The sequence below is a fragment of the Microvirga subterranea genome (genome assembly GCF_003350535.1).
Classification (GTDB): Bacteria; Pseudomonadota; Alphaproteobacteria; order Rhizobiales; family Beijerinckiaceae; genus Microvirga; species Microvirga subterranea.
Genome location: NZ_QQBB01000003.1, coordinates 194,083 through 216,132, shown reverse-complemented (window position 1 = coordinate 216,132; position 22,050 = coordinate 194,083). Strand labels below are relative to the sequence as shown.

At 65.2% G+C, this 22,050-nt stretch carries 19 protein-coding genes and 2 tRNA genes; 14 read left to right on the top strand and 7 right to left on the bottom strand.

Features of this window, described 5'->3' with window-relative positions; all coding sequences use genetic code 11:
* The first annotated feature begins 3 nt into the window (after positions 1-3).
* The 4 genes from DES45_RS09125 to DES45_RS09110 all read left to right on the top strand — a co-directional run bounded on the left by DES45_RS09125 (position 4) and on the right by DES45_RS09110 (position 4,482).
* Positions 4-1,023 carry an amino acid ABC transporter substrate-binding protein gene (locus DES45_RS09125; RefSeq protein WP_114769679.1) on the top strand — a complete coding sequence of 340 codons (1,020 nt, stop codon included), beginning with the start codon at positions 4-6 and terminating at the stop codon, positions 1,021-1,023.
* A 131-nt stretch (positions 1,024-1,154) separates the two neighbouring features.
* The gene (locus tag DES45_RS09120) at positions 1,155-2,360 is read left to right on the top strand and encodes an amino acid ABC transporter permease (protein WP_114769678.1); all 1,206 of its coding nucleotides are present in this window, start codon (positions 1,155-1,157) and stop codon (positions 2,358-2,360) included.
* A gap of 8 nt (positions 2,361-2,368) precedes the next feature.
* On the top strand, positions 2,369-3,688 hold the full coding sequence (locus tag DES45_RS09115) for an amino acid ABC transporter permease (protein WP_114769677.1): 1,320 nt from the start codon (positions 2,369-2,371) through the stop codon (positions 3,686-3,688).
* Positions 3,689-3,765: 77 nt separating this feature from the next.
* Positions 3,766-4,482, top strand: coding sequence for an amino acid ABC transporter ATP-binding protein (locus DES45_RS09110; RefSeq protein WP_173949625.1), 717 nt, complete (start codon positions 3,766-3,768; stop codon positions 4,480-4,482).
* 93 nt (positions 4,483-4,575) lie between these two features.
* Here DES45_RS09110 and sseA read toward each other — a convergent pair whose 3' ends face one another.
* From sseA to DES45_RS09090, 4 genes are all read right to left on the bottom strand, one after another.
* Positions 4,576-5,430 carry a 3-mercaptopyruvate sulfurtransferase gene (gene sseA / locus DES45_RS09105; protein WP_114769675.1) on the bottom strand — a complete coding sequence of 285 codons (855 nt, stop codon included), beginning with the start codon at positions 5,428-5,430 and terminating at the stop codon, positions 4,576-4,578.
* Positions 5,431-5,454: 24 nt separating this feature from the next.
* Complete coding sequence (locus DES45_RS09100) at positions 5,455-6,177, bottom strand: alanyl-tRNA editing protein (protein WP_114769973.1); 723 nt, start codon at positions 6,175-6,177, stop codon at positions 5,455-5,457.
* 109 nt (positions 6,178-6,286) lie between these two features.
* Entirely contained in the window at positions 6,287-7,738 is a 1,452-nt protein-coding gene (locus DES45_RS09095) for a cryptochrome/photolyase family protein (RefSeq protein WP_245571639.1), read from the bottom strand.
* A 112-nt stretch (positions 7,739-7,850) separates the two neighbouring features.
* Positions 7,851-7,925: transfer RNA gene (locus DES45_RS09090), tRNA-Asn, on the bottom strand.
* Positions 7,926-8,144: 219 nt separating this feature from the next.
* On the opposite strand from DES45_RS09090, the gene DES45_RS09085 reads away from it, so the two are divergent.
* The 5 genes from DES45_RS09085 to DES45_RS09065 all read left to right on the top strand — a co-directional run bounded on the left by DES45_RS09085 (position 8,145) and on the right by DES45_RS09065 (position 13,982).
* A tRNA-Cys gene (locus DES45_RS09085) sits at positions 8,145-8,218 on the top strand.
* Between the two features lie 22 nt (positions 8,219-8,240).
* A complete protein-coding gene (locus tag DES45_RS09080; RefSeq protein WP_114769673.1) occupies positions 8,241-8,903 on the top strand; it encodes a protein-L-isoaspartate O-methyltransferase family protein in 663 nt (220 codons plus the stop codon).
* 224 nt (positions 8,904-9,127) lie between these two features.
* On the top strand, positions 9,128-10,474 hold the full coding sequence (locus tag DES45_RS09075) for a TolC family outer membrane protein (protein ID WP_114769672.1): 1,347 nt from the start codon (positions 9,128-9,130) through the stop codon (positions 10,472-10,474).
* Between the two features lie 162 nt (positions 10,475-10,636).
* Positions 10,637-11,182, top strand: a complete 546-nt coding sequence (locus tag DES45_RS09070) for a PopZ family protein (RefSeq protein ID WP_114769671.1) — start codon at positions 10,637-10,639, stop codon at positions 11,180-11,182.
* A gap of 91 nt (positions 11,183-11,273) precedes the next feature.
* A complete protein-coding gene (locus DES45_RS09065; protein ID WP_114769670.1) occupies positions 11,274-13,982 on the top strand; it encodes a valine--tRNA ligase in 2,709 nt (902 codons plus the stop codon).
* Positions 13,983-14,023: 41 nt separating this feature from the next.
* Here the strand turns inward: DES45_RS09065 and DES45_RS09060 are convergent, their stop codons facing one another.
* Both DES45_RS09060 and DES45_RS09055 read right to left on the bottom strand, forming a co-directional pair.
* Positions 14,024-14,482 (bottom strand): acetyltransferase, encoded by a 459-nt coding sequence (locus DES45_RS09060; RefSeq protein WP_114769669.1) that lies wholly within the window; start codon positions 14,480-14,482, stop codon positions 14,024-14,026.
* Between the two features lie 102 nt (positions 14,483-14,584).
* Complete coding sequence (locus DES45_RS09055) at positions 14,585-15,931, bottom strand: Nramp family divalent metal transporter (RefSeq protein ID WP_114769668.1); 1,347 nt, start codon at positions 15,929-15,931, stop codon at positions 14,585-14,587.
* 234 nt (positions 15,932-16,165) lie between these two features.
* Between DES45_RS09055 and DES45_RS09050 the strand changes: the two genes are divergently transcribed.
* The 5 genes from DES45_RS09050 (at position 16,166) to DES45_RS25620 (ending at position 20,269) form a co-directional block, all read left to right on the top strand.
* Positions 16,166-18,166: an acetyl/propionyl/methylcrotonyl-CoA carboxylase subunit alpha gene (locus DES45_RS09050; protein ID WP_114769667.1), complete on the top strand. Its 2,001-nt coding sequence runs from the start codon at positions 16,166-16,168 to the stop codon at positions 18,164-18,166.
* A 54-nt stretch (positions 18,167-18,220) separates the two neighbouring features.
* Positions 18,221-18,658: a DUF1489 family protein gene (locus tag DES45_RS09045; protein WP_114769666.1), complete on the top strand. Its 438-nt coding sequence runs from the start codon at positions 18,221-18,223 to the stop codon at positions 18,656-18,658.
* Between the two features lie 23 nt (positions 18,659-18,681).
* Positions 18,682-18,936 carry a hypothetical protein gene (locus DES45_RS09040; RefSeq protein ID WP_114769665.1) on the top strand — a complete coding sequence of 85 codons (255 nt, stop codon included), beginning with the start codon at positions 18,682-18,684 and terminating at the stop codon, positions 18,934-18,936.
* A gap of 155 nt (positions 18,937-19,091) precedes the next feature.
* On the top strand, positions 19,092-19,394 hold the full coding sequence (locus DES45_RS09035; RefSeq protein WP_245571635.1) for a hypothetical protein: 303 nt from the start codon (positions 19,092-19,094) through the stop codon (positions 19,392-19,394).
* Positions 19,395-19,552: 158 nt separating this feature from the next.
* A complete protein-coding gene (locus DES45_RS25620; RefSeq protein ID WP_114769663.1) occupies positions 19,553-20,269 on the top strand; it encodes a DnaJ domain-containing protein in 717 nt (238 codons plus the stop codon).
* A 70-nt stretch (positions 20,270-20,339) separates the two neighbouring features.
* Here the strand turns inward: DES45_RS25620 and DES45_RS09025 are convergent, their stop codons facing one another.
* Positions 20,340-21,950: a D-alanyl-D-alanine carboxypeptidase gene (locus DES45_RS09025; protein ID WP_114769662.1), complete on the bottom strand. Its 1,611-nt coding sequence runs from the start codon at positions 21,948-21,950 to the stop codon at positions 20,340-20,342.
* Positions 21,951-22,050 lie beyond the last annotated feature (100 nt).

The following is a 22,050-nucleotide window of genomic DNA, read 5'->3' as shown; positions in this document are numbered from 1 at the left end:
AACATGAAAAAGGCTCTCGTATCGATTGCCTTCGGCCTGACGGCCAGCCTGCTCGCGACGGGCGCCTCGGCGCAAGCGACGCTCAACAGCGTCAAGCAGAAGGGCTTCCTGACCTGCGGCTCGAACACCGGCCTCGCCGGCTTCGGCGTTCCGGACGCCCAGGGCAACTGGACCGGCCTCGACGTCGAGTTCTGCCGCGCCATGGCGGCTGCGATCTTCGATGACCCGACGAAGGTCCGCTTCATTCCGCTCGCCGCCAAGGACCGCTTCACGGCCCTGCAGTCGGGCGAGGTCGACGTCCTGGCCCGTAACTCGACGGCGACAATGTCCCGCGAGACCCAGCTCGGCCTCGACTTCCCGGCCATCAACTACTACGACGGCCAGGGCTTCATGGTCCGCAAGAAGCTCGGTGTGTCCTCGGCCAAGGAGCTGAACGGCGCCTCGATCTGCACGCAGCAGGGCACCACGACGGAGCTGAACCTCGCCGACTACTTCCGTGCCAACAACATGAAGTACGAGGTGGTGGCCTTCGCGACCTCCGACGAGACGTTCAAGGCCTACGATTCCGGCCGCTGCGACGCCTTCACCACGGACGCCTCCGGCCTCTATGCGGAGCGTCTGCGCGCCTCGGCTCCGGATGATCATATCGTCCTGCCCGAGATCATCTCGAAGGAGCCGCTTGGCCCGGCCGTCCGTCACGGCGACAACCAGTGGGGCGACATCGTCAAGTTCACCCACATGGCCATGCTGAACGCCGAAGAGCTCGGCGTCACCAAGGCCAATGTCGAGCAGATGAAGACCTCCGACAACCCGGAGATCAAGCGCCTCCTCGGCACCGAGGGCAAGTTCGGCGAGGCCGTCGGCCTGACCAACGACTGGGCCGTTCGCATCATCAAGCATATCGGCAACTACGGCGAGAGCTTCGAGCGCAACGTCGGCGAGGGCTCGCGCCTGAAGATCAAGCGCGGTCAGAACGCCCTGTGGACCAAGGGCGGCCTGCAGTACGGCATCCCGATCCGCTAAGCGGAAAGGGGCGGGGCGTCCGGATCCGTTCGGGCGCCCTTTTATCTTCAAGACATTGCCGCCGGCTCATGGCAGCGAATGAGTATCATTTGAAGTCGACGGCTCTTTTCGGCCGTCAGGGGATGAGTTGAGTGCAGACACCATCTGTCAGCCAAGCATCGCCGCCGAAGAGGTCGTTCCTCTACGACCCCAATGTCCGCGGCATTTTTTATCAGACTCTTCTCGTCGTCGTCGTCATCTACCTGTTCTACATGGCGGCCACGAACGCCATCGAGAACCTGCGGCGCGCGAAGATTGCCTCCGGTTTCGGGTTCCTCGAGAACACGGCCGGCTTCGACATCAGCCAGACGCTGATCACCTACAGCGCGGCGGGTTCGACCTACGGCGAGGCCTTCGTCGTCGGCCTCCTCAACACCCTGGTGGTCTCGGCGATCGGCATCGTGTTCGCCACGATCCTGGGCTTCCTCATCGGCATTGCCAGGCTGTCGAGCAACTGGATGGTCCGCAAGGTCTCGATGGTTTATGTCGAGCTCCTGCGCAACATCCCGCTGCTCCTGCAACTTCTGTTCTGGTACATCGCGGTGCTCGGCCCGCTGCCGCAGCCCCGCAACTCCGTGGAAATGGGGGCCGGCTTCTTTCTGAATTCCCGCGGCCTCTTCATGCCGCGTCCGATCTACGCGTCGGACATCTGGGTGCTGCTGACCGCGATCGCCGTCGGCGTCGTCGGCTCCCTCGCGTTCCGCACCTGGGCCCGCAGGCAGCAGGCCCAAACCGGGCGTCAGTACCCGGTCGGCCTCGTGACGCTCGGACTGGTTCTCGGGCTTCCCGTCGCCGTCTGGCTCGTTCTGGCCGTCGCGGGCGCGAACCCGATCAGCTTCGACATGCCGAGGAAGGGGACCTTCAACCTCCAGGGCGGCATGCAGATCCTTCCCGAGTTCGTGGCGCTCCTGATCGGCCTTGTGACCTATACGGCCGCCTTCATCGCCGAGGTGGTCCGCGCCGGCATCCTGGCCGTGTCCAAGGGCCAGAGCGAAGCGGCGGGCTCCCTCGGCCTGCGGCCGGGACAGACCCTGCGGCTCGTGGTGATCCCGCAGGCCATGCGGGTGATCGTCCCGCCCCTGACGAGCCAGTATCTCAACCTGACGAAGAACTCCTCGCTCGCCGTGGCGATTGGTTATCCCGACCTCGTGCAGGTCTTCATGGGAACGGTGCTGAACCAGACCGGCCAGGCAATCGAAGTGGTCGTGATCACCATGGGAGTCTATCTGACCATCAGCCTCCTGACCTCCTTCGTCATGAACATCTACAACCGCCGCGTGGCGATCGTCGAACGGTAGGATCCGTCATGAGCACTGTCGTCGACACCTTCCGCTTCGTCCGCAACCAGCAGGTCGAGGCGCTGCCGCCGCCGAACCTGGCGCGCGGTCCCATCGCCTGGATCCGGGAGAACCTGTTCTCGGGCCCGTTCAACACGATCCTGACGCTCGTCGTCCTCTACCTGCTCTACGTTATCATTCCGCCCATCGTCGACTTCGTGTTCGTGAACGCCGTATGGACCGGCACCGACCGCGATGCCTGCCGGGCGGAGACGGCCGGACATCCGGTCGGAGCGTGCTGGGCCTTCGTGATCGATAAGATCAACTACTTCGTCTACGGCTCCTATCCGGTGACGGAGCGGTGGCGCGTGAACATCTTCTTCGCGCTCCTGGCGCTGGGAGTCGTCTGGCTCCTATGGCTGCGGGCGCCGCGGCGCGACCTGGGCGCGATCTATTTCTTCTGGCTGTTCCCGATCCTGTCCTACATCCTGCTGACCGGCGGCGATGCCGACTTCAGCAACGGATTCTGGCTCGGTTTCATCGTTCTAAGCGCCCTCATCGTGGCAGGGTTCGGCGCTGCCGCCCGGTTTCTCAATGCGCCGGTGAAGCCTGCCGTTCTGATCGGAGCCGGTATCGTCGCGGTGATCGGCATCACCCTCGCGCTGCTGGAGGCCGACTGGGGATTGCAGCCGGTGCCGACCGCTCTCTGGGGCGGCATCCTCGTGACCCTGCTGGTTGCGACGGTGGGCATCGTCTTTTCGCTGCCCTTCGGCATCCTCCTGGCCTTGGGACGCCGGTCAAAGCTCCCCATCGTCCGGATGGCGTCGGTGATCTTCATCGAGTTCGTGCGCGGCGTGCCGCTCATCACGGTGCTGATCATGGCGAACACGATGCTCCCGCTCTTCCTGCCAGGCGACATGACCGTGGACCGCCTCGCGCGGCCGCTCATCGGCGTCGCCTTCTTCGCCTCCGCCTACATGGCCGAGGTGGTGCGCGGCGGCCTCCAGGCCATGCCGAAGGGGCAGTACGAGGGCGCGATGTCCCTGGGCCTCAACTATCCGCAGATGATGATCCTCATCATCCTGCCGCAGGCGCTGCGGATCGTGATCCCGGGCATCGTCAACACCTTCATCGGACTGTTCAAGGATACGTCGCTGGTGGCGATCGTGGGCATCTTCGATCTGATCAAGACGATCGAGGCCTCCCGCATCGACCCGAATTGGGCAGCCCCGACCATCAGCTACACGGGCTATGCGTTCGCGGCCCTGTTCTACTTCGTCTTCTGCTGGGGCATGTCGCGCTACTCCCTCGGGGTCGAGCGGCGTCTCGCGACCGGTCACAAACACTAACAGGCATGGCAACCACAATGACAGCTCAACACCTTCCGACTGCCGCCGTCGATCCCCGGGCAGAGGCCGCCGTCCAGATGATCGGCGTGCACAAGTGGTACGGCGAGTTCCACGTGCTCCGGGACATCAACCTGAACGTCCGCCGCGGCGAGCGCATCGTGATCTGCGGACCGTCCGGCTCGGGCAAGTCCACCATGATCCGCTGCATCAACCGGCTGGAGGAGCACCAGAAGGGCCGCATCATCGTCGATGGAACGGAGCTGACCAACGACCTGAAGCGCATCGACGAGGTGCGCCGCGACGTCGGCATGGTGTTCCAGCACTTCAACCTCTTCCCGCACCTCACGATCCTGGAGAACTGCACGCTTGCGCCGATCTGGGTGAAGAAGATGCCCAAGAAGGATGCGGAAGAGGTCGCCATGAAGTACCTCACCCGTGTCAAGATTCCGGAACAGGCGAACAAGTATCCGGGCCAGCTCTCGGGCGGCCAGCAGCAGCGCGTGGCGATCGCCCGCTCCCTGTGCATGAACCCCAAGATCATGCTCTTCGACGAGCCGACCTCGGCTCTCGATCCGGAAATGGTGAAGGAGGTGCTCGACACCATGGTCGGCCTCGCCGAAGAGGGCATGACCATGCTGTGCGTGACCCACGAAATGGGCTTCGCCCGCCAGGTCGCCGACCGGGTGATCTTCATGGATTACGGACAGATCGTCGAGATGAACACGCCGGACGAGTTCTTCAAGAACCCGCAGCACGAGCGCACCAGGCTCTTCCTGTCACAGATCCTCCACTGACCGCCGTCAGGGTGACGAAACAAAAGGGCCCGGGAATTCCCGGGCCTTTTTCTTTGATGGCTGACGGTGCCACCAGCGACACGGTGCAGTGCGCTAGATCTTCACCGAAGGTCCCGTCTCCACGGGCAGGTCGTCCCTTCCGCCCCATTCGGCCCAAGACCCGTCATAGATAGCGGCGGCCGGGTGACCGGCCGTTTCCAAGGCGAGGGACAGGATGGCCGCCGAGACGCCCGAGCCGCAGCTCGTGATAACGGGGCGACCCGGGTCAACGCCGGCTTCCTCGAGAGCCCGGTCGATGGTGGCCTTGTCCTTCAGGCGGCCGTCCTCGATGAGCTGCGCGAAGGGGAGATTGTGGCTCTTCGGCATGTGTCCTGCCCTCAATCCTGGGCGTGGCTCCGGCGCCTCGCCCCTGAAGCGGTCGGCAGGCCTCGCATCCAACACCTGAACTGTATCCGACCGGAGCGCTTCCTGTACATCGGAGACGTCTGCGACGGCCCGGCGGTTGAAGGAAGCGTGGAACACCCGCGGCTCCCGGGCAGGGGCCGAGCCGGTTTCGACGGGGCGCCCCTCGGCCTTCCAGGCCGGAAAGCCGCCCTCCAGGACGGAGACGTTGCGGGCGCCGAAAACCTGGAATGTCCAGCGCACCCGCGGCGCAGCGAACAGGCCGAGCCCGTCATAGACCACGATGGTCATGTCCTCGGAAATTCCCATAGCCCCGACGGCTTGGGCGAACTCCTCGGGCGTGGGCAGCATGTGGGGCAGGGGCGATGAGCGGTCTTTGACCGTATCGAGATCGAAGCGCACGGCGCCCGGGATATGGCCCTCGAGATACTCTGCCTCGGGATTCCGATTTTGGGCCGGGAGGTACCAGGAGCCGTCGATCACGACGAGGTTGGGATCGCCCAGGTGGTCCTGGAGCCAGGCGGTGGAGACGAAGGGCTGCGGCATTGGGAGATTCCTCGGGGTTACGGCTCAATCGACCAGGGACATGCGCACGCGGCGGTTCTGCTTTCCCTTCTTCTCGATGTCGGTGACGAGGACGGTTCCGATCTCGGCCGTGCGTCGGACATGGGTTCCACCGCAGGGCTGAAGGTCGATGCCCTCGATCTCGACGAGGCGCACGCGGCCGGAGCCGCGCGGCGGCTTGACCGACATCGTCTTCACCAACCCGGGATTGGCGTCGAGCTCCTCGTCGGTGATCCAGCGCTCCGTGACGGGTGCGTCGCGGGCGATCAGGGCGTTGAGTTTCTCCGTGATCTCGGCCTTGTCGAGCCCGGCATCCGGGATGTCAAAGTCGAGGCGCCCGTCGCCCTCGCCGATGGCGCCGCCTGTGACCGGAAAGGGCAGGACTACGCTGAGCAGGTGCAGGGCCGTATGGACCCGCATGCGCCGGAAGCGGCGCGCCCAGTCGAGCTGAAGGTCGACCGTCTCGCCCTCGGCAAGGCCGGATGCGGCCTCGGGTCCGACGAGGTGCACCACCTGAGACTTGTCGGCTCCGTAGACGGTATCGGTCACCGGGATCCGGTCGCCGTTCTGACGGAGCATCGCGCCGACATCGCCGGGCTGGCCTCCGCCGCGGGCATAGAACACGGTCCGATCGAGGATGACGCCGCCTTCCGGTGTGATGCCGACCACCGTTGCCGGGGAAGAGGTGAGGTAGGCATCGTCGCGAAACAGGAGCGTGGTGGCTGTCATCGTCGTGTCCATGAAGAATGAGCGTGAAGCGGACCTTGGGTCCTCGGGGATTCGACCGCGATGCTGAAGGCAAGGTGGCGGACGGGTCAAGTTCCGTTCGGCCGGCCCGTCATTCGTCGCGCAGGCTGCGGAACGCCGCGAGCGCCCGTTCACGCGCCGGTCCATGCGGAACGACCGGGGCCGGATAGGTTTCACCGAGCGTGATTCCGGCGGCGCGCAACTCCCGCGGCGTAGCCTCCCAGGGCTTGTGGAGCAGCGAAGTCGGAAGCCCCACGAGCTCCGGCACGTAGGTCCGCACGTAATCGCCGTCGGGATCGAACTTCTCGCCCTGAGTGACGGGATTGAAGATGCGGTGGAACGGGGCCGAGTCGGGACCGGAGCCTGCCGTCCACTGCCAGCTGAAGGCATTGTTGGCGGGGTCGGCATCCACCAACGTGTCCCAGAACCACGCCTCGCCCTCGCGCCAATCCGTGAGGAGGTGCTTGATGAGAAAGGAGGCGGCGATCATCCTCACCCGGTTGTGCATCCAGCCCGTCTGCCAGAGTTGCCGCATGCCGGCGTCCACGATGGGATAGCCGGTCAGCCCCTTTTGCCAGGCTCGCAGGTTCGAGGGAGCCTGCTCCCAGGGGAAACGGTCGAAGCGCTGGTTATGGTTGGCGCAAGGGAGGGCAGGATGGTCGTGCAGAAGCTGGTAGCAGAAGTCCCGCCAGACGAGTTCGGTCAGGAATTTCTCTGAATCGCGTGCCAGTCCCGGCTCTCGGGCGGCCTCGGCCTTGACCGCGTGCCAGACTTGGCGCGGGCTGATCTCGCCGAAACGGAGATGCGGCGACAGACGGGAGGTCCCCTCCATTCCGGGCCGATCGCGGTTCTCGGCGTATTCGGGCAGTGCCGTGTCGATGAAGATTCCAAGCTTTTTCCGAGCAGCGGCTTCGCCGGGACCCCAAGCCCGCCGGATCCCGCCCGCCCAATCCGGTCTCGTGGGTTCGAGTCCGAGATCGGCCAGGCTCACCTGTATGCGCTTGATCGATTCCGGCCAAACGCCTGCGGAAATCCGTTGAGGGGTGGGCAGGGGCGCCTGGATCACCCGGCTCATGGCCATCCGCGCGTAGGGGGTGAAGACCTGGAAGGGCCTTCCGGACTGATTCTTGATCTCCCACGGCTCGTGGATGAGCCGCCCATTGAAGCTCCGGGCGGTTACGCCCTGCGTCGCGAGATGGGTCTTAAGGGCGGAATCGACTGCAATCTCGGCCGCGGAATACCGACGGTTCCAGTAGATGGCGGTGGCGCCGGTTTCCCGCACGGTTCGGTCCACGAGGTCGAAAGCTGCTCCCCGGAGAATAATCAACTCGCTCCCCAGCGCCTGCAGGGCGGCCCTCAAACCTGCGAGAGAGCCATGAAGCCACCATCGCGCAGCCCCGCCCAAGGGACGTAAGCCCTCGGAGGCTTCGTCCAGGATCGCGAAGCACAGAACCGAGGCCCCGCTCTCGGCCGCGGCCGCTAGAGCAGGGTTGTCGGAGAGCCGGAAATCATCGCGGAACCAGACGAGGACTGGAGAAGCCAAGCTTTTCTCCGTCAGTGGCAGGCAAGTCGCCGCACGGGACAGCGCGCGGAAAGTCGCCGCGTAGCGCGCCGAGCGGTCCAGAACCTGGGGAATGATGCCGTCATGGGAAGGATGGCTCCGGCGGTAGGATTCGAACCTACGACCAACGGATTAACAGTCCGCTGCGCTACCGCTGCGCCACGCCGGAATATAGCCACACCTTAAGGGGAAGCGCGGTTTGCCTCCCTTCGGCCGGGGCGATCTGGCGAACCAGATGCCGCAGCGGCCTGCGGTGGGGAGGCATATAACGGGGGGCTCGGATGGTTGCAAGCCCCTTCATCGTGACTCATGACGTAAAAAGGGGCGTTGCTCTTTGGGTGCACGCTCTGCTATGGAGCACCCGTCGCGTTCGCGGCACGCCCCGGATGGCCTCGTGGCGGAGTGGTTACGCAGAGGACTGCAAATCCTTGCACCCCGGTTCGATTCCGGGCGAGGCCTCCAACTTTTTCATCTGAGGCAATCCATGGTCGATTTCACGCAGGCGCGTCGTATGATGGTTGATAGCCAGCTGCGAACGTTCGATGTGAACGACATCCCGCTGCTGGACGCCATGGATTCGGTTCCGCGCGAGCGCTTCGTGCTCCCGGGCCGCGAAGAGCTGGCCTATATCGACCAGGATATCCCGGTCAGCCTCGGTATCGAGCGCCGCTACATGCTCTCTCCCATGATCATGGCGCGCATGATCCAGTCCCTCGGGATTGAGGTCGGCGAGCGCGTGCTCGATGTGGCGTGCGGGCGTGGCTATTCCTCCGCTGTCATGGCCGAGCTCGGTGCGCAGGTTACGGCTCTCGAATCCGAGGAGCCTCTCGCGCAGACGGCCACGGAGTGCCTCGCGGCAGCCGGCGTGAACAATATTACGGTCAATCACGGCCCGCTGGATCAGGGCGTTGCCGGCAATGCTCCCTATGACGCCATTCTCGTGAACGGCGCCGTCGAGACCCGCCCTGACGGGCTGCTCGCGCAGCTCGCCGAAGGCGGGCGTCTCATCTGCGTGAAGGGCCGTGGCCGCGCCGCACGCGCCACCCTCTACGTCCGCTCCGGCGATACGTTCGGCGAGCGCAGCCTGTTCGATGCGGCTGCCCCCCTGCTCGCCGCCTTCCAAACCAAGCCCGGCTTCACCTTCTGAGGCGCTGCCGGTGGTGTCGCTTTTTTGCGCCACCCACCGATAATCGCTACGAAGCGCCGCAGAGGTGGATTGCCGACTCGTACCCCATGGGTATTGTTTCGCTTTGAGTCGGGATCGATTAGAAAATTTACAGGTCGGACTGCGGGCAACCCGCGTGAGCCGACGGGCAGGTGGGCGTGAACGATAGTCAGTTCCTTAAAAAGTACCGCACACTTTTCGGCGTCATGGCGTCCGCGTTCGTGCTCGCGGGCGCATCCGGCGTCTCCGCCGAAACTCTTGAAAGCGCCCTGGCCCGCGCCTACGGCAACAACCCGACCTTGAATGCCCAGCGCGCCAGCGTCCGCGCCACGGACGAGAACGTCGCCCGCGCCAAATCCGGCTACCGGCCGACCGTCAATGCCTCCGCCGACGTGGGGCGCACCTTCACGGACGTAACCCGTCCGGGCGGGCAGGGCGGCATCAACCGCCTCACCCCGCGCGGCGTCGGCGTGGAGGTCGAGCAGAGCATCTTCAACGGGTTTCGTACCGAGAATTCGGTGCGTCAGGCCGAGTCGTCGGTCTTCGGCGCCCGCGAAAACCTCAGCAACAACGAGCAGAACATCCTGTCGGACGCTGCAACCGCCTATATGGACGTGCTGCGCGACACCGCGATCCTCGACCTGCGGCGCAACAACGTCGAGGTCATCGACGAGCAGCTGCGCCAGACTCGCGACCGCTTCAACGTCGGTGAGGTGACCCGCACCGACGTCGCCCAGGCCGAGTCCCGCCTCGCCCTCGCCCGTTCGCAGGCGAGCGCTGCGGAATCGCAGCTGCGCGCCAGCATCGCGACTTATCGTCAGGTGATCGGCGTCGAACCCCGCCAGCTGGCGCCCGGTCGCCCCCTCGACAAGCTGCTGCCCCGCAATGTGGACGCTGCCCTCCGGGTTGCGCTGAACGAGCACCCGGCCATCAAGGCGGCCCAGCACGGCGTCGACGTGGCCGAGCTGCAGGTCCGGATCGAGCAGGGCGCTCTCGCGCCGCAGGTCGGCGTGCGGGGCGCGGTCGCGCAGCGCTACGACAACCAGACTGAAGGCGACCGGGCTCTTTCGGCCTCCGTCGTCGCTCAGCTGACCGTTCCGATCTACGACGGCGGGCAGGCCTATGCCAGTACCCGCCAAGCCAAGGAAACGGCCGGTCAGCGTCGCCTGGAGGCCGATTCCATCCGTGACCAGGTCCGGGCCTTCGTGATCACCTCCTGGGGCCAGCTCGAAGCCGCCCGCGCCCAGATCATCGCCTCGCAGGCGCAGGTGGATGCCGCCGAAACCGCCCTGAACGGCGTCCGCGAAGAGGCACGCGTCGGTCAGCGGACCACCCTGGACGTCCTGAACGCCCAGCAAGAGCTCCTGGAAGCCCGCGTGAACCTCATCACGGCTCAGCGTGACCGGGTGGTGGCGTCCTATCTGGTCGCCCAGTCGATGGGCCGCCTGAACTCTCGCGCTCTCGGCCTCTCGGTCAACCACTACAGCCCGAAGATCCACTTCGATCAGGTCAAGGATCTCTGGGGCGGTCTGACCACCCCCGACGGCCGCTGAAAATTGCCGGGCGCAACGTGGTTGTCGCGCCCGGTTTCCCTTGCGTCTCCGCCCCCGCGTGAAATACTTAAGACATTCGAAAGAATGTGATTCTTAAACTCAATAATGAGTGCGGCGGGGCAGGCTATGGCATCAGTAAGCGCGAAGTTAAACGAACCATCGATGGAAGAAATACTGGCTTCCATCCGGCGTATCATTGCAGATGACCAGGAGACCCTGCAGATCGTGCAGAGCCAGGCTCCGACGAGCGAGATGTCCCCGCTTCGGAACGTTCTGGACCTGACGGAGCAGCATGTCGCGGCCGAGGTGATGGCGGCGCTGCCTGAGCACGAGCCGGTCGATTTCACCTCTTATCCGGATGAGGACGATTACGTGGAGGAAAGCCCCGTGATCGATTTTCCGGCGCCGATCAGGGCCGAGCAGCCCGCTCAGCCGTCACCGGTCCCGTCCGTTGCAACGCAACCCAAAGCCGCACGGATGGCTCAGGTCGAGGAGACGCTCCTGTCCGGTGCGGCTGAGGCCTCCGTCGGCAATGCGTTCACGAGGCTCGATTCGACCCTTGCGCAGAGCAGCCCGAAGACACTCGAGGATCTCGCCAAGGAGATGCTGCGTCCGATGCTGAAGACGTGGCTCGACGACAATCTCCCGCCCTTGGTCGAACGCCTCGTTCAGGCCGAAATCGAGCGTGTTGCCCGCTTGCGGCGCTGAGTTTCTTTTCCTTCGGTTGACTTCCCCGCATCGGTCCGGTTTGTAGCCGTCTTGCTTGCGCGTTTGCGCGCCAACTTGCCGGACCTGACCCATGATGGACAAGACGTTCGATCCCGCCGCCGTCGAGGCGCGCATCTCCACCCGTTGGGAGGAAGCCGAGGCCTTCAAAGCCGGGCGGCAGGACCGGAAGGACGCAGACCCCTATACGATCGTCATCCCGCCACCGAACGTGACGGGCTCGCTCCACATGGGGCACGCACTCAACAATACGATCCAGGACATTCTCTGCCGCTTCGAGCGCATGCGCGGTCGCGACGTGCTCTGGCAGCCCGGCATGGACCATGCCGGCATCGCGACCCAGATGGTGGTCGAGCGCCAGCTCATGGAGCAGCAGATCCATCGGCGCCAGCTCGGCCGCGAGGAATTCGTCAAGCGGGTCTGGGCCTGGAAAGAGGAGTCGGGCGGCAGGATCAAGTCCCAGCTCCAGCGGCTCGGGGCGTCCTGCGACTGGTCGCGCGAACGCTTCACCATGGACGAGGGCCTGTCCCGGGCCGTGCTGAAGGTCTTCGTGGACCTCTACAAGCAGGGCCTGATGTACAAGGACAAGCGCCTTGTGAACTGGGATCCGAAGTTCCAGACCGCGATCTCGGACCTCGAGGTGCAGCAGGTCGAGGTCAAGGGTAACCTCTGGCACACCCGCTATCCCATCGAGGGCGAGACCGACCGCTTCATCACGGTCGCCACCACACGTCCCGAGACGATGCTCGGCGACGTGGCCGTCGCCGTCCATCCCGAGGACGAGCGCTACCGCGACCTGATCGGCCGGTTCGCCGTCCTGCCGCTCGTCGGCCGCCGCATTCCGATCGTCGCCGACGAGTATTCGGATCCCGAGAAGGGCACCGGTGCGGTCAAGATCACCCCGGCGCACGACTTCAACGACTTCGACGTCGGCAAGCGTCACAAGCTGTCGCTCATCAACATTCTCGGCCCCGAGGCAGAGATGCAGCTGGCCGGCAACGAGGCTTTCCTTGCCGGGCTGCCCTCCACGGGCGAGCTCGAGGCCGTGCTGGCGCTCCATGGAGCCGACCGGGCCGAGGCGCGCAAGCGCATCGTCGCGCTGCTGGAGGAGAAGGGCTTCCTCGTTCAGATCGAGCCTCACACCCACATGGTGCCGCACGGCGACCGCTCCGGCGTCGTCATCGAGCCTTACCTGACGGATCAGTGGTACGTGAACGTGAAGCCGCTCGCCGAGCGGGCACTCGCGGCCGTGCGCAACGGGCAGACCAAGTTCGTGCCGGAGAACTGGGAGAAGACCTACTTCCAGTGGCTGGAGAACATCGAGCCCTGGTGCGTGTCGCGTCAGCTCTGGTGGGGCCATCAGATCCCGGCCTGGTACGATGACCAAGGAAACGTCTACGTCGCGTTGAGCGAGGACGAGGCGAAGGCCGAGGCACGCGCCAGGCACGGCCGGGATGTCGAACTCGCCCGCGACGAGGACGTGCTCGACACCTGGTTCTCGTCCGCCCTGTGGCCGTTCTCGACCCTCGGCTGGCCGGACGATACGCCGGAGCTGAAGCGCTATTACCCGACCAACACCCTGGTGACGGGGTTCGACATCATCTTCTTCTGGGTCGCCCGCATGATGATGATGGGCCTGCACTTCATGGAGGAGGTCCCGTTCGACACGGTCTACATCCACGCCCTCGTCCGTGACGAGAAGGGCGCGAAGATGTCGAAGTCGAAGGGGAACGTGATCGACCCGCTCGAGCTGATCGACCAATACGGCGCCGATGCGCTGCGCATGACGCTTTCGGCCATGGCGGCGCAGGGGCGCGACATCAAGCTCAGCGTCCAGCGCGTCGAAGGCTATCGCAACTTCGCGACCAAGATCTGGAATGCGGCGCGCTTTGCAGAGATGAACGGCTGCAAACGCGTCGAGGGCTTCGACCCGAAGGCCGTGAAGGAGACGCTCAACAAATGGGCGCTCAGCGAGTGCGCCAAGGCCGTGGACGAAGTGGCAGCCGGCATTCAGGCCTACAAGTTCAACGAGGCGGCGCTCGCAGCCTACCGCTTCGTCTGGAACGTGTTCTGCGACTGGACCCTGGAGCTCGCCAAGCCCGTACTGCAGGGCGAGGATTCGCCCGCAAAGGACGAGACCCGCGCCACGATTGCGTTCGTGCTCGACGAGATCTGCAAGCTGCTCCACCCCTTCATGCCGTTCCTCACGGAGGAGCTTTGGGCCATCAAGGGAGAGGAAGGGCCGAAGCGCCAGACCATCCTCGCGCTCACCCCGTGGCCGGACCTCAAGCACCTCGTCGACCAGGCCGCCGAAGCCGAGATCGGTTGGGTGGTGGATCTGGTCACCGAGGTGCGCTCGGCCCGGTCCGAGACGAACGTCCCGGCCGGTGCGCAGATCCCGCTGGTCCTCGTCAATCCGTCTGCGGACGTTCAGGCGCGCGCCGCGCGCTGGGGTGACATCGTCAGGCGCCTCGCGCGCCTGTCGGAGATCACCACGGCCGAGGCCGCACCGAAGAGCTCGATCCAGCTCCTGATCCGTGGCGAGGTGGCGGCCCTTCCGCTGGAAGGCGTCATCGATCTGGCGGCGGAGCGTGCACGCCTAGGGAAGGAAATCCAGAAGCTCGATGCGGAGGTGTCGAAGATCGACGCGAAGCTCGGGAATGCCGACTTCCTTAAGCGGGCGCCGGAAGAGGTGGTCGAGGAGCAGCGCGAGCGCCGCGACGAGGCCCTATCCCGCAAGGCCAAGATGGAAGAGGCACTCGGACGCCTCAAGGATGCGTGAGATGTGATGAGGGCCGCTTCGCAGCGGCCCTTTCCATGTGATCAGCTCGCGCCGGGCCCCGAGCGGCTGCGGACGAGATGCAGGATCGGAAACGGCTTCCCGGAGGGATCGAGTTCCGAACGCCCGATCTGACGGAACCCGAGCTTTCGGTAGAATGCACAGGCGCCTTCATTCTGCTCGTTCACGTCGACCATCAGTTCGTCGGCGCGCGACGCCGCATGGGTCACGAGGGCGGTCCCGATACCCCTCCCATGCTGTGCCGGATGCACGAAGAGCGAATCTATCGTTGCGTCCGTCATTCCCATGAAGCCCAGCGGCTCGTCGCTGTTGCCGACGGCCACCCAAAATGGCTGGGACGGAAGGTAGAGGTCGCGGACCTGCGTCGCGAAGAATTCGATATCGGCATCCGTGAGGAACGTGTGCGTGGCGCGCACGGCCTCATGCCAGATGGTGAACATCGTCGGCAGGTCGGCGGATCGGGATTTTCGAACGGAAATCATGGGTGCAGCGGTTCAGGAACAGGGCAGAGCGATCTGCCACAAAGCCCTCCCGAGCGAAAGCCCTATCGAAACGATGTTCCATCGTGATCCCAAGCCGTATGGCTAGCCCAGTACGAAGTCCGCGACCAGCTTTACGTTCAGCACCACGATGACGGCCGCGATGAGCGCTGCGACGGCGGTGAGCCAGCGCGGCGCCACGAGCGCGCCCATCTTCGCCTTCGAGGCCGTCATGGTGACGAGCGGAATGACTGCAAATGGGAGTTGGAGGCTGAGCACCACCTGGCTGAGAATCAGCAGGCGCGCGGTGCCGCTCTCGCCATAGGCGACGGTCACGACCGCCGCCGGGACGATCGCGAGGCCGCGGGTGATCAGGCGCCGCGCCCAGGGCGGCATGCGGAAGTTGATGAAGCCCTCCATAACGATCTGGCCGGCCATGGTGGCCGTGACCGTCGAGTTGAGGCCGCAGCAGAGCAGGGCGATGCCGAAGAGGGTCGGCGCGATGGCAGCGCCGAGCAGAGGCTCCAGCAGGGTATGCGCCTCCCCGATCTCCGCGATGTCCGTCCGTCCCGTATGATGGAAGGCGGCCGCCGCCAGGATGAGCAGCGAGGCATTGATGGTGAGCGCGAACATCAGCGCGACGGTCGAGTCGATCGTGGCGTAGCGCAGCGCCTCGCGCCGCTCCGGCAGCGTCTCCCCATAGGCGCGGGTCTGCACGATGCCGGAATGGAGATAGAGATTGTGCGGCATGACCGTGGCGCCGAGAATGCCCAGGGCCAGGTAGAGCATGTCGGGGTTGCTGACGATCTCCGTCGTCGGCGCGAACCCGCGGATGACCCCGGCCCAGTCGGGGTCGGCCAGGGCGATCTGGATTCCGAAGCACACGGCGATCACGCCGAGCAGGGTGATAACGAAGGCCTCGATCCAGCGGAAGCCCAGGTTCTGAAGGTAGAGAATCAGGAATACGTCGAGCGCCGTGATGATCACACCGATCTCGAGCGGAATGCCGAACAGCAGGTTGAGGCCGATGGCGGTGCCGATCACCTCGGCGAGGTCGGTCGCGCAGATGGCAAGCTCAGCCAGCGCCCAGAGGACCCAGGAGACCGGGCGCGGATAAGCGTCGCTACAGGCCTGCGCAAGGTCTCGTCCCGTAGCGATCGCAAGGCGGGCGCAGAGGGCCTGGAGGATGATCGCCATGATGTTGGAGATCAGGGCTACGGACAGGAGGGCGTAACCGTATTTCGAGCCGCCCGCGAGCGAGGTCGCCCAGTTGCCCGGGTCCATGTAGCCGACCGCCACCAGATAGCCCGGCCCGAGGAAGGCGGCCATGCGGCGCCATTTCGACCCCGGCCTGACGCTGATGGAGCGGCTCACCTCCGGCAGGGACAGGGTCGTCCGGGCGTTGCGCCATCCGGCGTCTGGAGCGGGGGGAGGTGGGGTCAGGGCGTCCATGGCACTTCTGCAGTTGCAATCCATTTGCAAGTAGAAGCTAGCGCGCTCCTGCACGGTTCGCAAGGGGTGATGTGAATACTCTCTCGTACACCCGTCCGGTCATCCCAAAGAGGAGAACAGAACGCCTTCGGTGGGTTCGAAGGTTCTGGGAACGATCGCAGGTGACAAGACGCGCTGGTTTTGCTCTAGCTGATCGGCAAATGGGCCGAACGGCTCCGGACGAGGGAATGGAACGTGCTTGAGTCTGTCCTGATCGCCAACCGCGGCGAGATCGCCTGCCGCATCATTCGCACCGCGAAACGGCTCGGAATGCGCACGATCGCGGTCTATTCCGAGGCGGATGCCGATGCGCTCTTCGTCCGGATGGCCGACGAGGCCCATCTCATCGGTCCGGCGCCCGCCCGCGAGAGCTATCTGCGGATCGACAGGATCCTGGAGGTCGCGAAGGCGACTGGAGCGGCCTGCATCCATCCGGGCTACGGCTTCCTGTCCGAGCGGGCCGAGTTCGCCGAGGCCTGCGCCGAGAACGGGATCGTCTTCGTCGGCCCGCCGGCGGCCGCCATCAAGGCCATGGGCCTCAAGGACGCCGCCAAGGCGCTCGTCCAGCAGGCCGGCGTGCCGGTCGTGCCGGGCTACCACGGCTCCAAGCAGGATCCGGATTTCCTGCGCCAGAAAGCTTACGAGATCGGCTATCCGGTTCTCATCAAGGCGGTCGCCGGCGGCGGCGGCAAGGGCATGCGCCGGGTCGAGAAGGCGGCCGATTTCGACGCCGCCCTCGAGAGCGCCCAGCGCGAGGCGCAAAACGCCTTCGGCGATCCGCGCGTGCTGGTGGAGAAGTACATCCTCGCGCCGCGCCACATCGAGATCCAGGTCTTCGCCGACCAGGAAGGCAACGTGGTGCATCTCTTCGAGCGCGACTGCTCACTCCAGCGTCGCCACCAGAAGGTGATCGAGGAGGCGCCCGCGCCCGGCATGCCGCCCGAGATGCGCGAGATCATGGGCAAGGCCGCCGTCGAGGCGGCCCGCGCCGTCGGCTATGTGGGCGCAGGCACCGTCGAGTTCATCGCCGACGGGCGGGAAGGGCTGCGGCCGGACCGGTTCTACTTCATGGAGATGAACACGCGCCTTCAGGTCGAGCACCCGGTCACCGAGGCGATCACAGGTCTCGACCTCGTCGAGCTGCAATTCCGTGTCGCGTCCGGCGAGTGGCTGCCCTTCAACCAGGACGACCTGGAAATCCATGGTCACGCGGTCGAGGCGCGCCTCTATGCCGAGGACCCGGAGCGGGAGTTCCTGCCGTCGACCGGCAAGCTCTGGGCGCTCGACTTTCCGGAAGGCGAGGGGCTTCGCATCGACACCGGCGTGCAGCCGGGCGACGAGGTGACGCCCTATTACGATCCGATGATCGCCAAGGTGATCGCCCATGGCGCGACCCGCCACGAGGCGCTTGCGCATCTTGCGGAGGCGTTGGGCGACACGATCGTTGCCGGACCGAAGACGAACGTCGCATTCCTGAAGAAGCTCTGCGAGGCGGAGGAGTTCAGGACCGGGCAGTTCGACACCGGCTACATCGACAGGCATCTCGATGCACTCGGCGCGGTGCCAAAGGCGGCAGACCCGGAATCGGTTCGCCTTGGCGTTCTGAGGCTTCTGGAACAGGATTTCGACACGCGCCAGTACAAGTCGACGGTGCAGGGCGGCGTCGAATCTCCATGGGACGACCACGATGCATTCCAGTTGGCCGGGCAGCGGCGCCAGGGCTTTCCCGTCATGGTGGACGGCGAGCGCATCGACGTGACGGTCGAATGGCCGGACCCGCGAGCGACGCATACCGCAATGGATGTCGTCATCCATTGGGCGGATGGCACTTCGCACCTCGTCGGCGACTACATGCAGCGCGACCCGCGTAATTTCGTCGTGACGGACGACGGCGTCATCGTGCTCAACGCCGGCCGGCAGACACGCGTGGCGCTGCATGATCCCTTCGACGTCGATCTCGAACACATGGATGGCGGCGACTCCATCAAGGCGCCCATGCACGGCAAGCTCATCGCGCTCTTCGTCAAGCCGGGCGACAAGGTCGAGAAGGGGCAGCGCCTCGCCATCGTCGAAGCCATGAAGATGGAGCACGCGCTCGTCGCGCCTGCGGACGGCGAAGTGGCGGAGATCGCCGCCGAACCCGGCACGCAGGTGGCGGAAGGCGCGCGGCTGATCGTTCTGAAAACGGAGGAATGACCTGCGGCGCATCGCCCGGTTTCCGGGTCCGCCACCGCGTGGTTGAACAATCGCATGTCCCTGCATCTCATCAAGCTCTGCGTCGGCTGCGACTCGATCACCGATCTCGAGGAATGGATCGAGGAGAACCGCTCGCATTACCGCCGCCTCGGGCGGGACTACGAGCAGACCCACACGACGCGCATGGTGCCCAAGCGGGTCGACGAGCTGCTCGACGGCGGCTCCCTGTTCTGGGTGATCCGCGGACAGGTCGCGTGCCGGCAGACGCTTCTCGACGTGAGGCCGTTCACCGACGGCGAGGGCATCGGTCGCTGCCATCTCGTGCTCGAGCCGACGATCGTGCCGGTGGAGCCGCGTCCCTACAGGCCGTTTCAGGGCTGGCGCTACCTCACGGTCAAAGACGCACCGCGCGACATCGACGCGAATGCCGGAGATCTCGCCGTCATGCCGGAGGACATGCGTCGCGAGCTCGCCGAACTCGGTCTGCTTTAACATAGGTTAGTCGGAGACATTCCATGCGCTTGGTCATCGTCCCGTTCATGTTGCTTGCCGCCGCTCCGACCCTTGCGAAAGAGTGCCGCATCCCCGATGCGCCGCCCGGCGTGCGCGTTCAGTTGCCTCCCGGATGCGAGAGGGATCGAAGGGGAACGGCCGAAAGGCAGAGCGATGAGCGACTTGCCGGAGGCGAAGCCGGCTTCGTCGATCTCGGCAACGGAACGAAGGTCCGCATCGGCGGACGAGTGCGCGCGGAAGTCGGCGTGAGCCGTTAGCCTTTTTCCCTAAACCGCCCTTTGGAACCGCACAGCCGCGATTCGCATTTGCTCAGCAGTTCAGTTGAGTGGAGGTGGCGATGCTTCTAGTAGCGTCCGAAGGCCGGCACTGGCGTTATGAAGTTTGCGAGCATGCGGATGGGTACCTCGTCCAGATGCGCGATCTCGCAACGGGTGATCTCGACGAGGAGTTTTCCACCATTTTCCGTACGCTTCCCGTCGCGTTCGCCTATGCCGAGATGTCCGCCGCCTATGAGCGATTCGCCGCCTCCGAGATCGACCAGGAAGAGAATTCTCCCACTGACGAGGATGACGACCAGATCGAATTCGATGTGGAAGCAACGGAGCGTCATTTCATCGATCTGAGCGACCGGCTACATGACGTAGGGATCAACGGCGTGGCCGTCCAGGCTTGGGAGCGGGCAAGCCAGCGCAGCATCGTTCGCGTCCTGCATTGATCATAGGCGAGTTGAGCACCGGCGGTTCCGACGGCCTCACGGGATGAGGCCTCGGGGCCGCCGTTTCTTTTGGCCGTTCCTCCGAGCCACGGCTTTCGAAGGCAGCGCATTTACAAGCGCCCGCTCCCGGACCACATGTTGGGTCAGGGGATAAGTTCATGATGCTGCTTCTCGGGATCGCGCTCGCCGCCCTGCTCTGGTGGTTCGCGAAGGGATATGCCCGGTCGGACAGGGCCGCGGTCACGCGGGCGCTGAAGATCGTCGGCGGAATTCTAGCCCTCGGGGTGGCGGTCGTGCTCGGCGCCAAAGGCCGGATCGACATGGCTCTGCTCCTCGGCGGATTCGGAGCCTGGGCGCTCGGCTGGGGCGCCTTGAACCTTCCGGAGCCCTGGCGCCGAATCATTCCGGTCAGAACGCCTCCACGGTCCTCCCGCATCCGCTCCGCAATGATCGAGATGGAGATCGACCATGCCACCGGCCGGATGGAAGGCGCCGTCCTGGCCGGGACCTTGGCGGGCCGGCGCCTGTCCAGTCTCGATCATTCGGCTCTGAGGCGCCTCTACGACGAGTGCAGCGCCCTCGATTCCGAAGGGCTCGCGCTCCTAGAGGCTTATCTTGATCGCCGGTTTGCCGGATGGCGTGAAGACGCTCAAGGAGATCGCGACACGCGGACGCGGGTTCACGCGCAGGCGGGCGTAATGTCGAAGGATGAGGCCTACCAGATCCTGGGGCTTCAGCCGGGCGCGGGCCTCGACGAGATCCAGAAAGCGTATCGGACGCTGATGAAGAAACTCCATCCCGACCAAGGGGGGACGGCGTACCTGGCCGCTCGTGTAAACCAAGCCAGAGAGACTCTGCTGAGCCGACATCGCTGATACTCCACGCGCGATCCGGTTACTGGGAAGAGGCGACGGCGCAGGAACGCGCGCCGTCGCCGTGAGGCGATCAGCCCCGGGAAGCGAAGCAGGCGAAGCCGCTCTTCTTGAGGGTCTTGCAGGCGCGCTCCGCCGCACCCGACTCGTCGAAGCCGGAGAAACGGGCGCGGTAGAGGGTGCTGCCGTCCTTCGTCACCTTCTCGGTGAAGGGCGACGCCTTGGCGAGAACCTTGCCGGACTTGGACTTGGCAGCATCGAGCATGGCCTTGGCCTTCTCCTCGTCGTCGGTGGCGCCGAGCTGGATCACCCAACCGGTGACGGTCGGACGCTCGACCTTCTTCGGCTCTTCAGCCTTCGCAGGCTCCACCTTGGCGGACGCCGTCTTCACAGGGGCCGGCGCGGAGGCGGGAACGCGCTCCTCGATCTTGGCCTGCAGAGCGGGGCGCTGAACCGGGGCGGGGGCAGCCTCGGCCGGGAGGGCCGCATAGGCTTGGGTGTTCTGCGGGACCGCATCGGGGCCCTTCTGCCAGCGAATGGTCGGGCCCGAGGAGGGCGTCGTGGTGCCGCTGGCGCCGGCCGCGGAGGCGACCACCGGACGAAGGGCGTTCAGGTCGAGCGGCTTGCGCTCCGGGATCGGCTGGGGCGCCGGCGCCGAAGGGGTCACCGTGGCCTGAGGGGTGGCGGAAGCCACCTTGACGGGTGCCTGGGCCGGAGCAGGCGCCGGTTCCGGCGTGAGATCAACCGGACGCTTGGCCGGGGCTTCCGCCACCATGGCTGGGGCGCTGCCTTCCAACACCGGCGGGACAGTCCGGTTGCCGGCGTAGGCGCGGGGCAGGTGATCCTCGATCAGCGACGCCATTCTCTGGTCGCGGGAGGCGCCCGAGCGGCCGCCGAGCACCACGGCCACGACGCTGCGGGTGTCCGTATTCACGGAGGTCAGGAGGTTGAAGCCGGATAGACGCGTGTAGCCGGTTTTGATCCCGTCGACACCTTCGACCTTGCCGAGGAGCCGGTTATGCCCGCGGATCGTGCGCTGGCCGTACTGGAACGAGCTGGTCGAGAAATACGCGAAGTATTTCGGGAAGCGGTCCTGGACGGCCCGGCCGAGGATCGACAGATCCCGCGCCGTAGTGATGTTCGGCGGGTCGTGGGGAAGGCCGTGAGGATTGTAGAAGGCGGTCGAGGTCATCCCGAGCTCGCGGGCCTTGCGGGTCATCATCTGCGCGAAGGCGTCCTCGGAGCCGGCGACGTTCTCAGCCACCACCACGGAGACGTCGTTGGCCGAAAGGGTCACCATGGCCTTGATGGCGTCCTCGACCTCGATCGTCGAGCCCGGGCGAAGGCCAAGCTTCGTCGGCGGCTGGCTCGCCGCATAGGCGGAGACCGTCAGGGGGGTGTCCAAGCGCATCCGGCCGCGCTCGAGCTGCTCGAAGAGCAGGTAGAGGGACATGACCTTCGTGATGGAGGCCGGGATGCGCGGAGCATCGATGTTCTCGCCCTGGAGAATCTTGCCGGTCTTCGAATCGACCACGATCGACGCATAGGGGGGACTGTAGCCTCCGCCCGAGGGCTTCGCCTTGCGACGCGCCGCTTCGGCGGGGGAGGCGAACGCAATAGCGATCGAGGTGGCAATGCCGACGAAAGCCAAGGTCCTGCGACGTCCGACCCAAACTAAATTCATCTTGCAAGATTCCCTGTTTCGTTTGGTCTTCGACCCCAGCGCCGGCCGCTCCTTTGTGGAGATCGTTGCCGGCGCGACACAGTCCTTGACCGTAATCGGA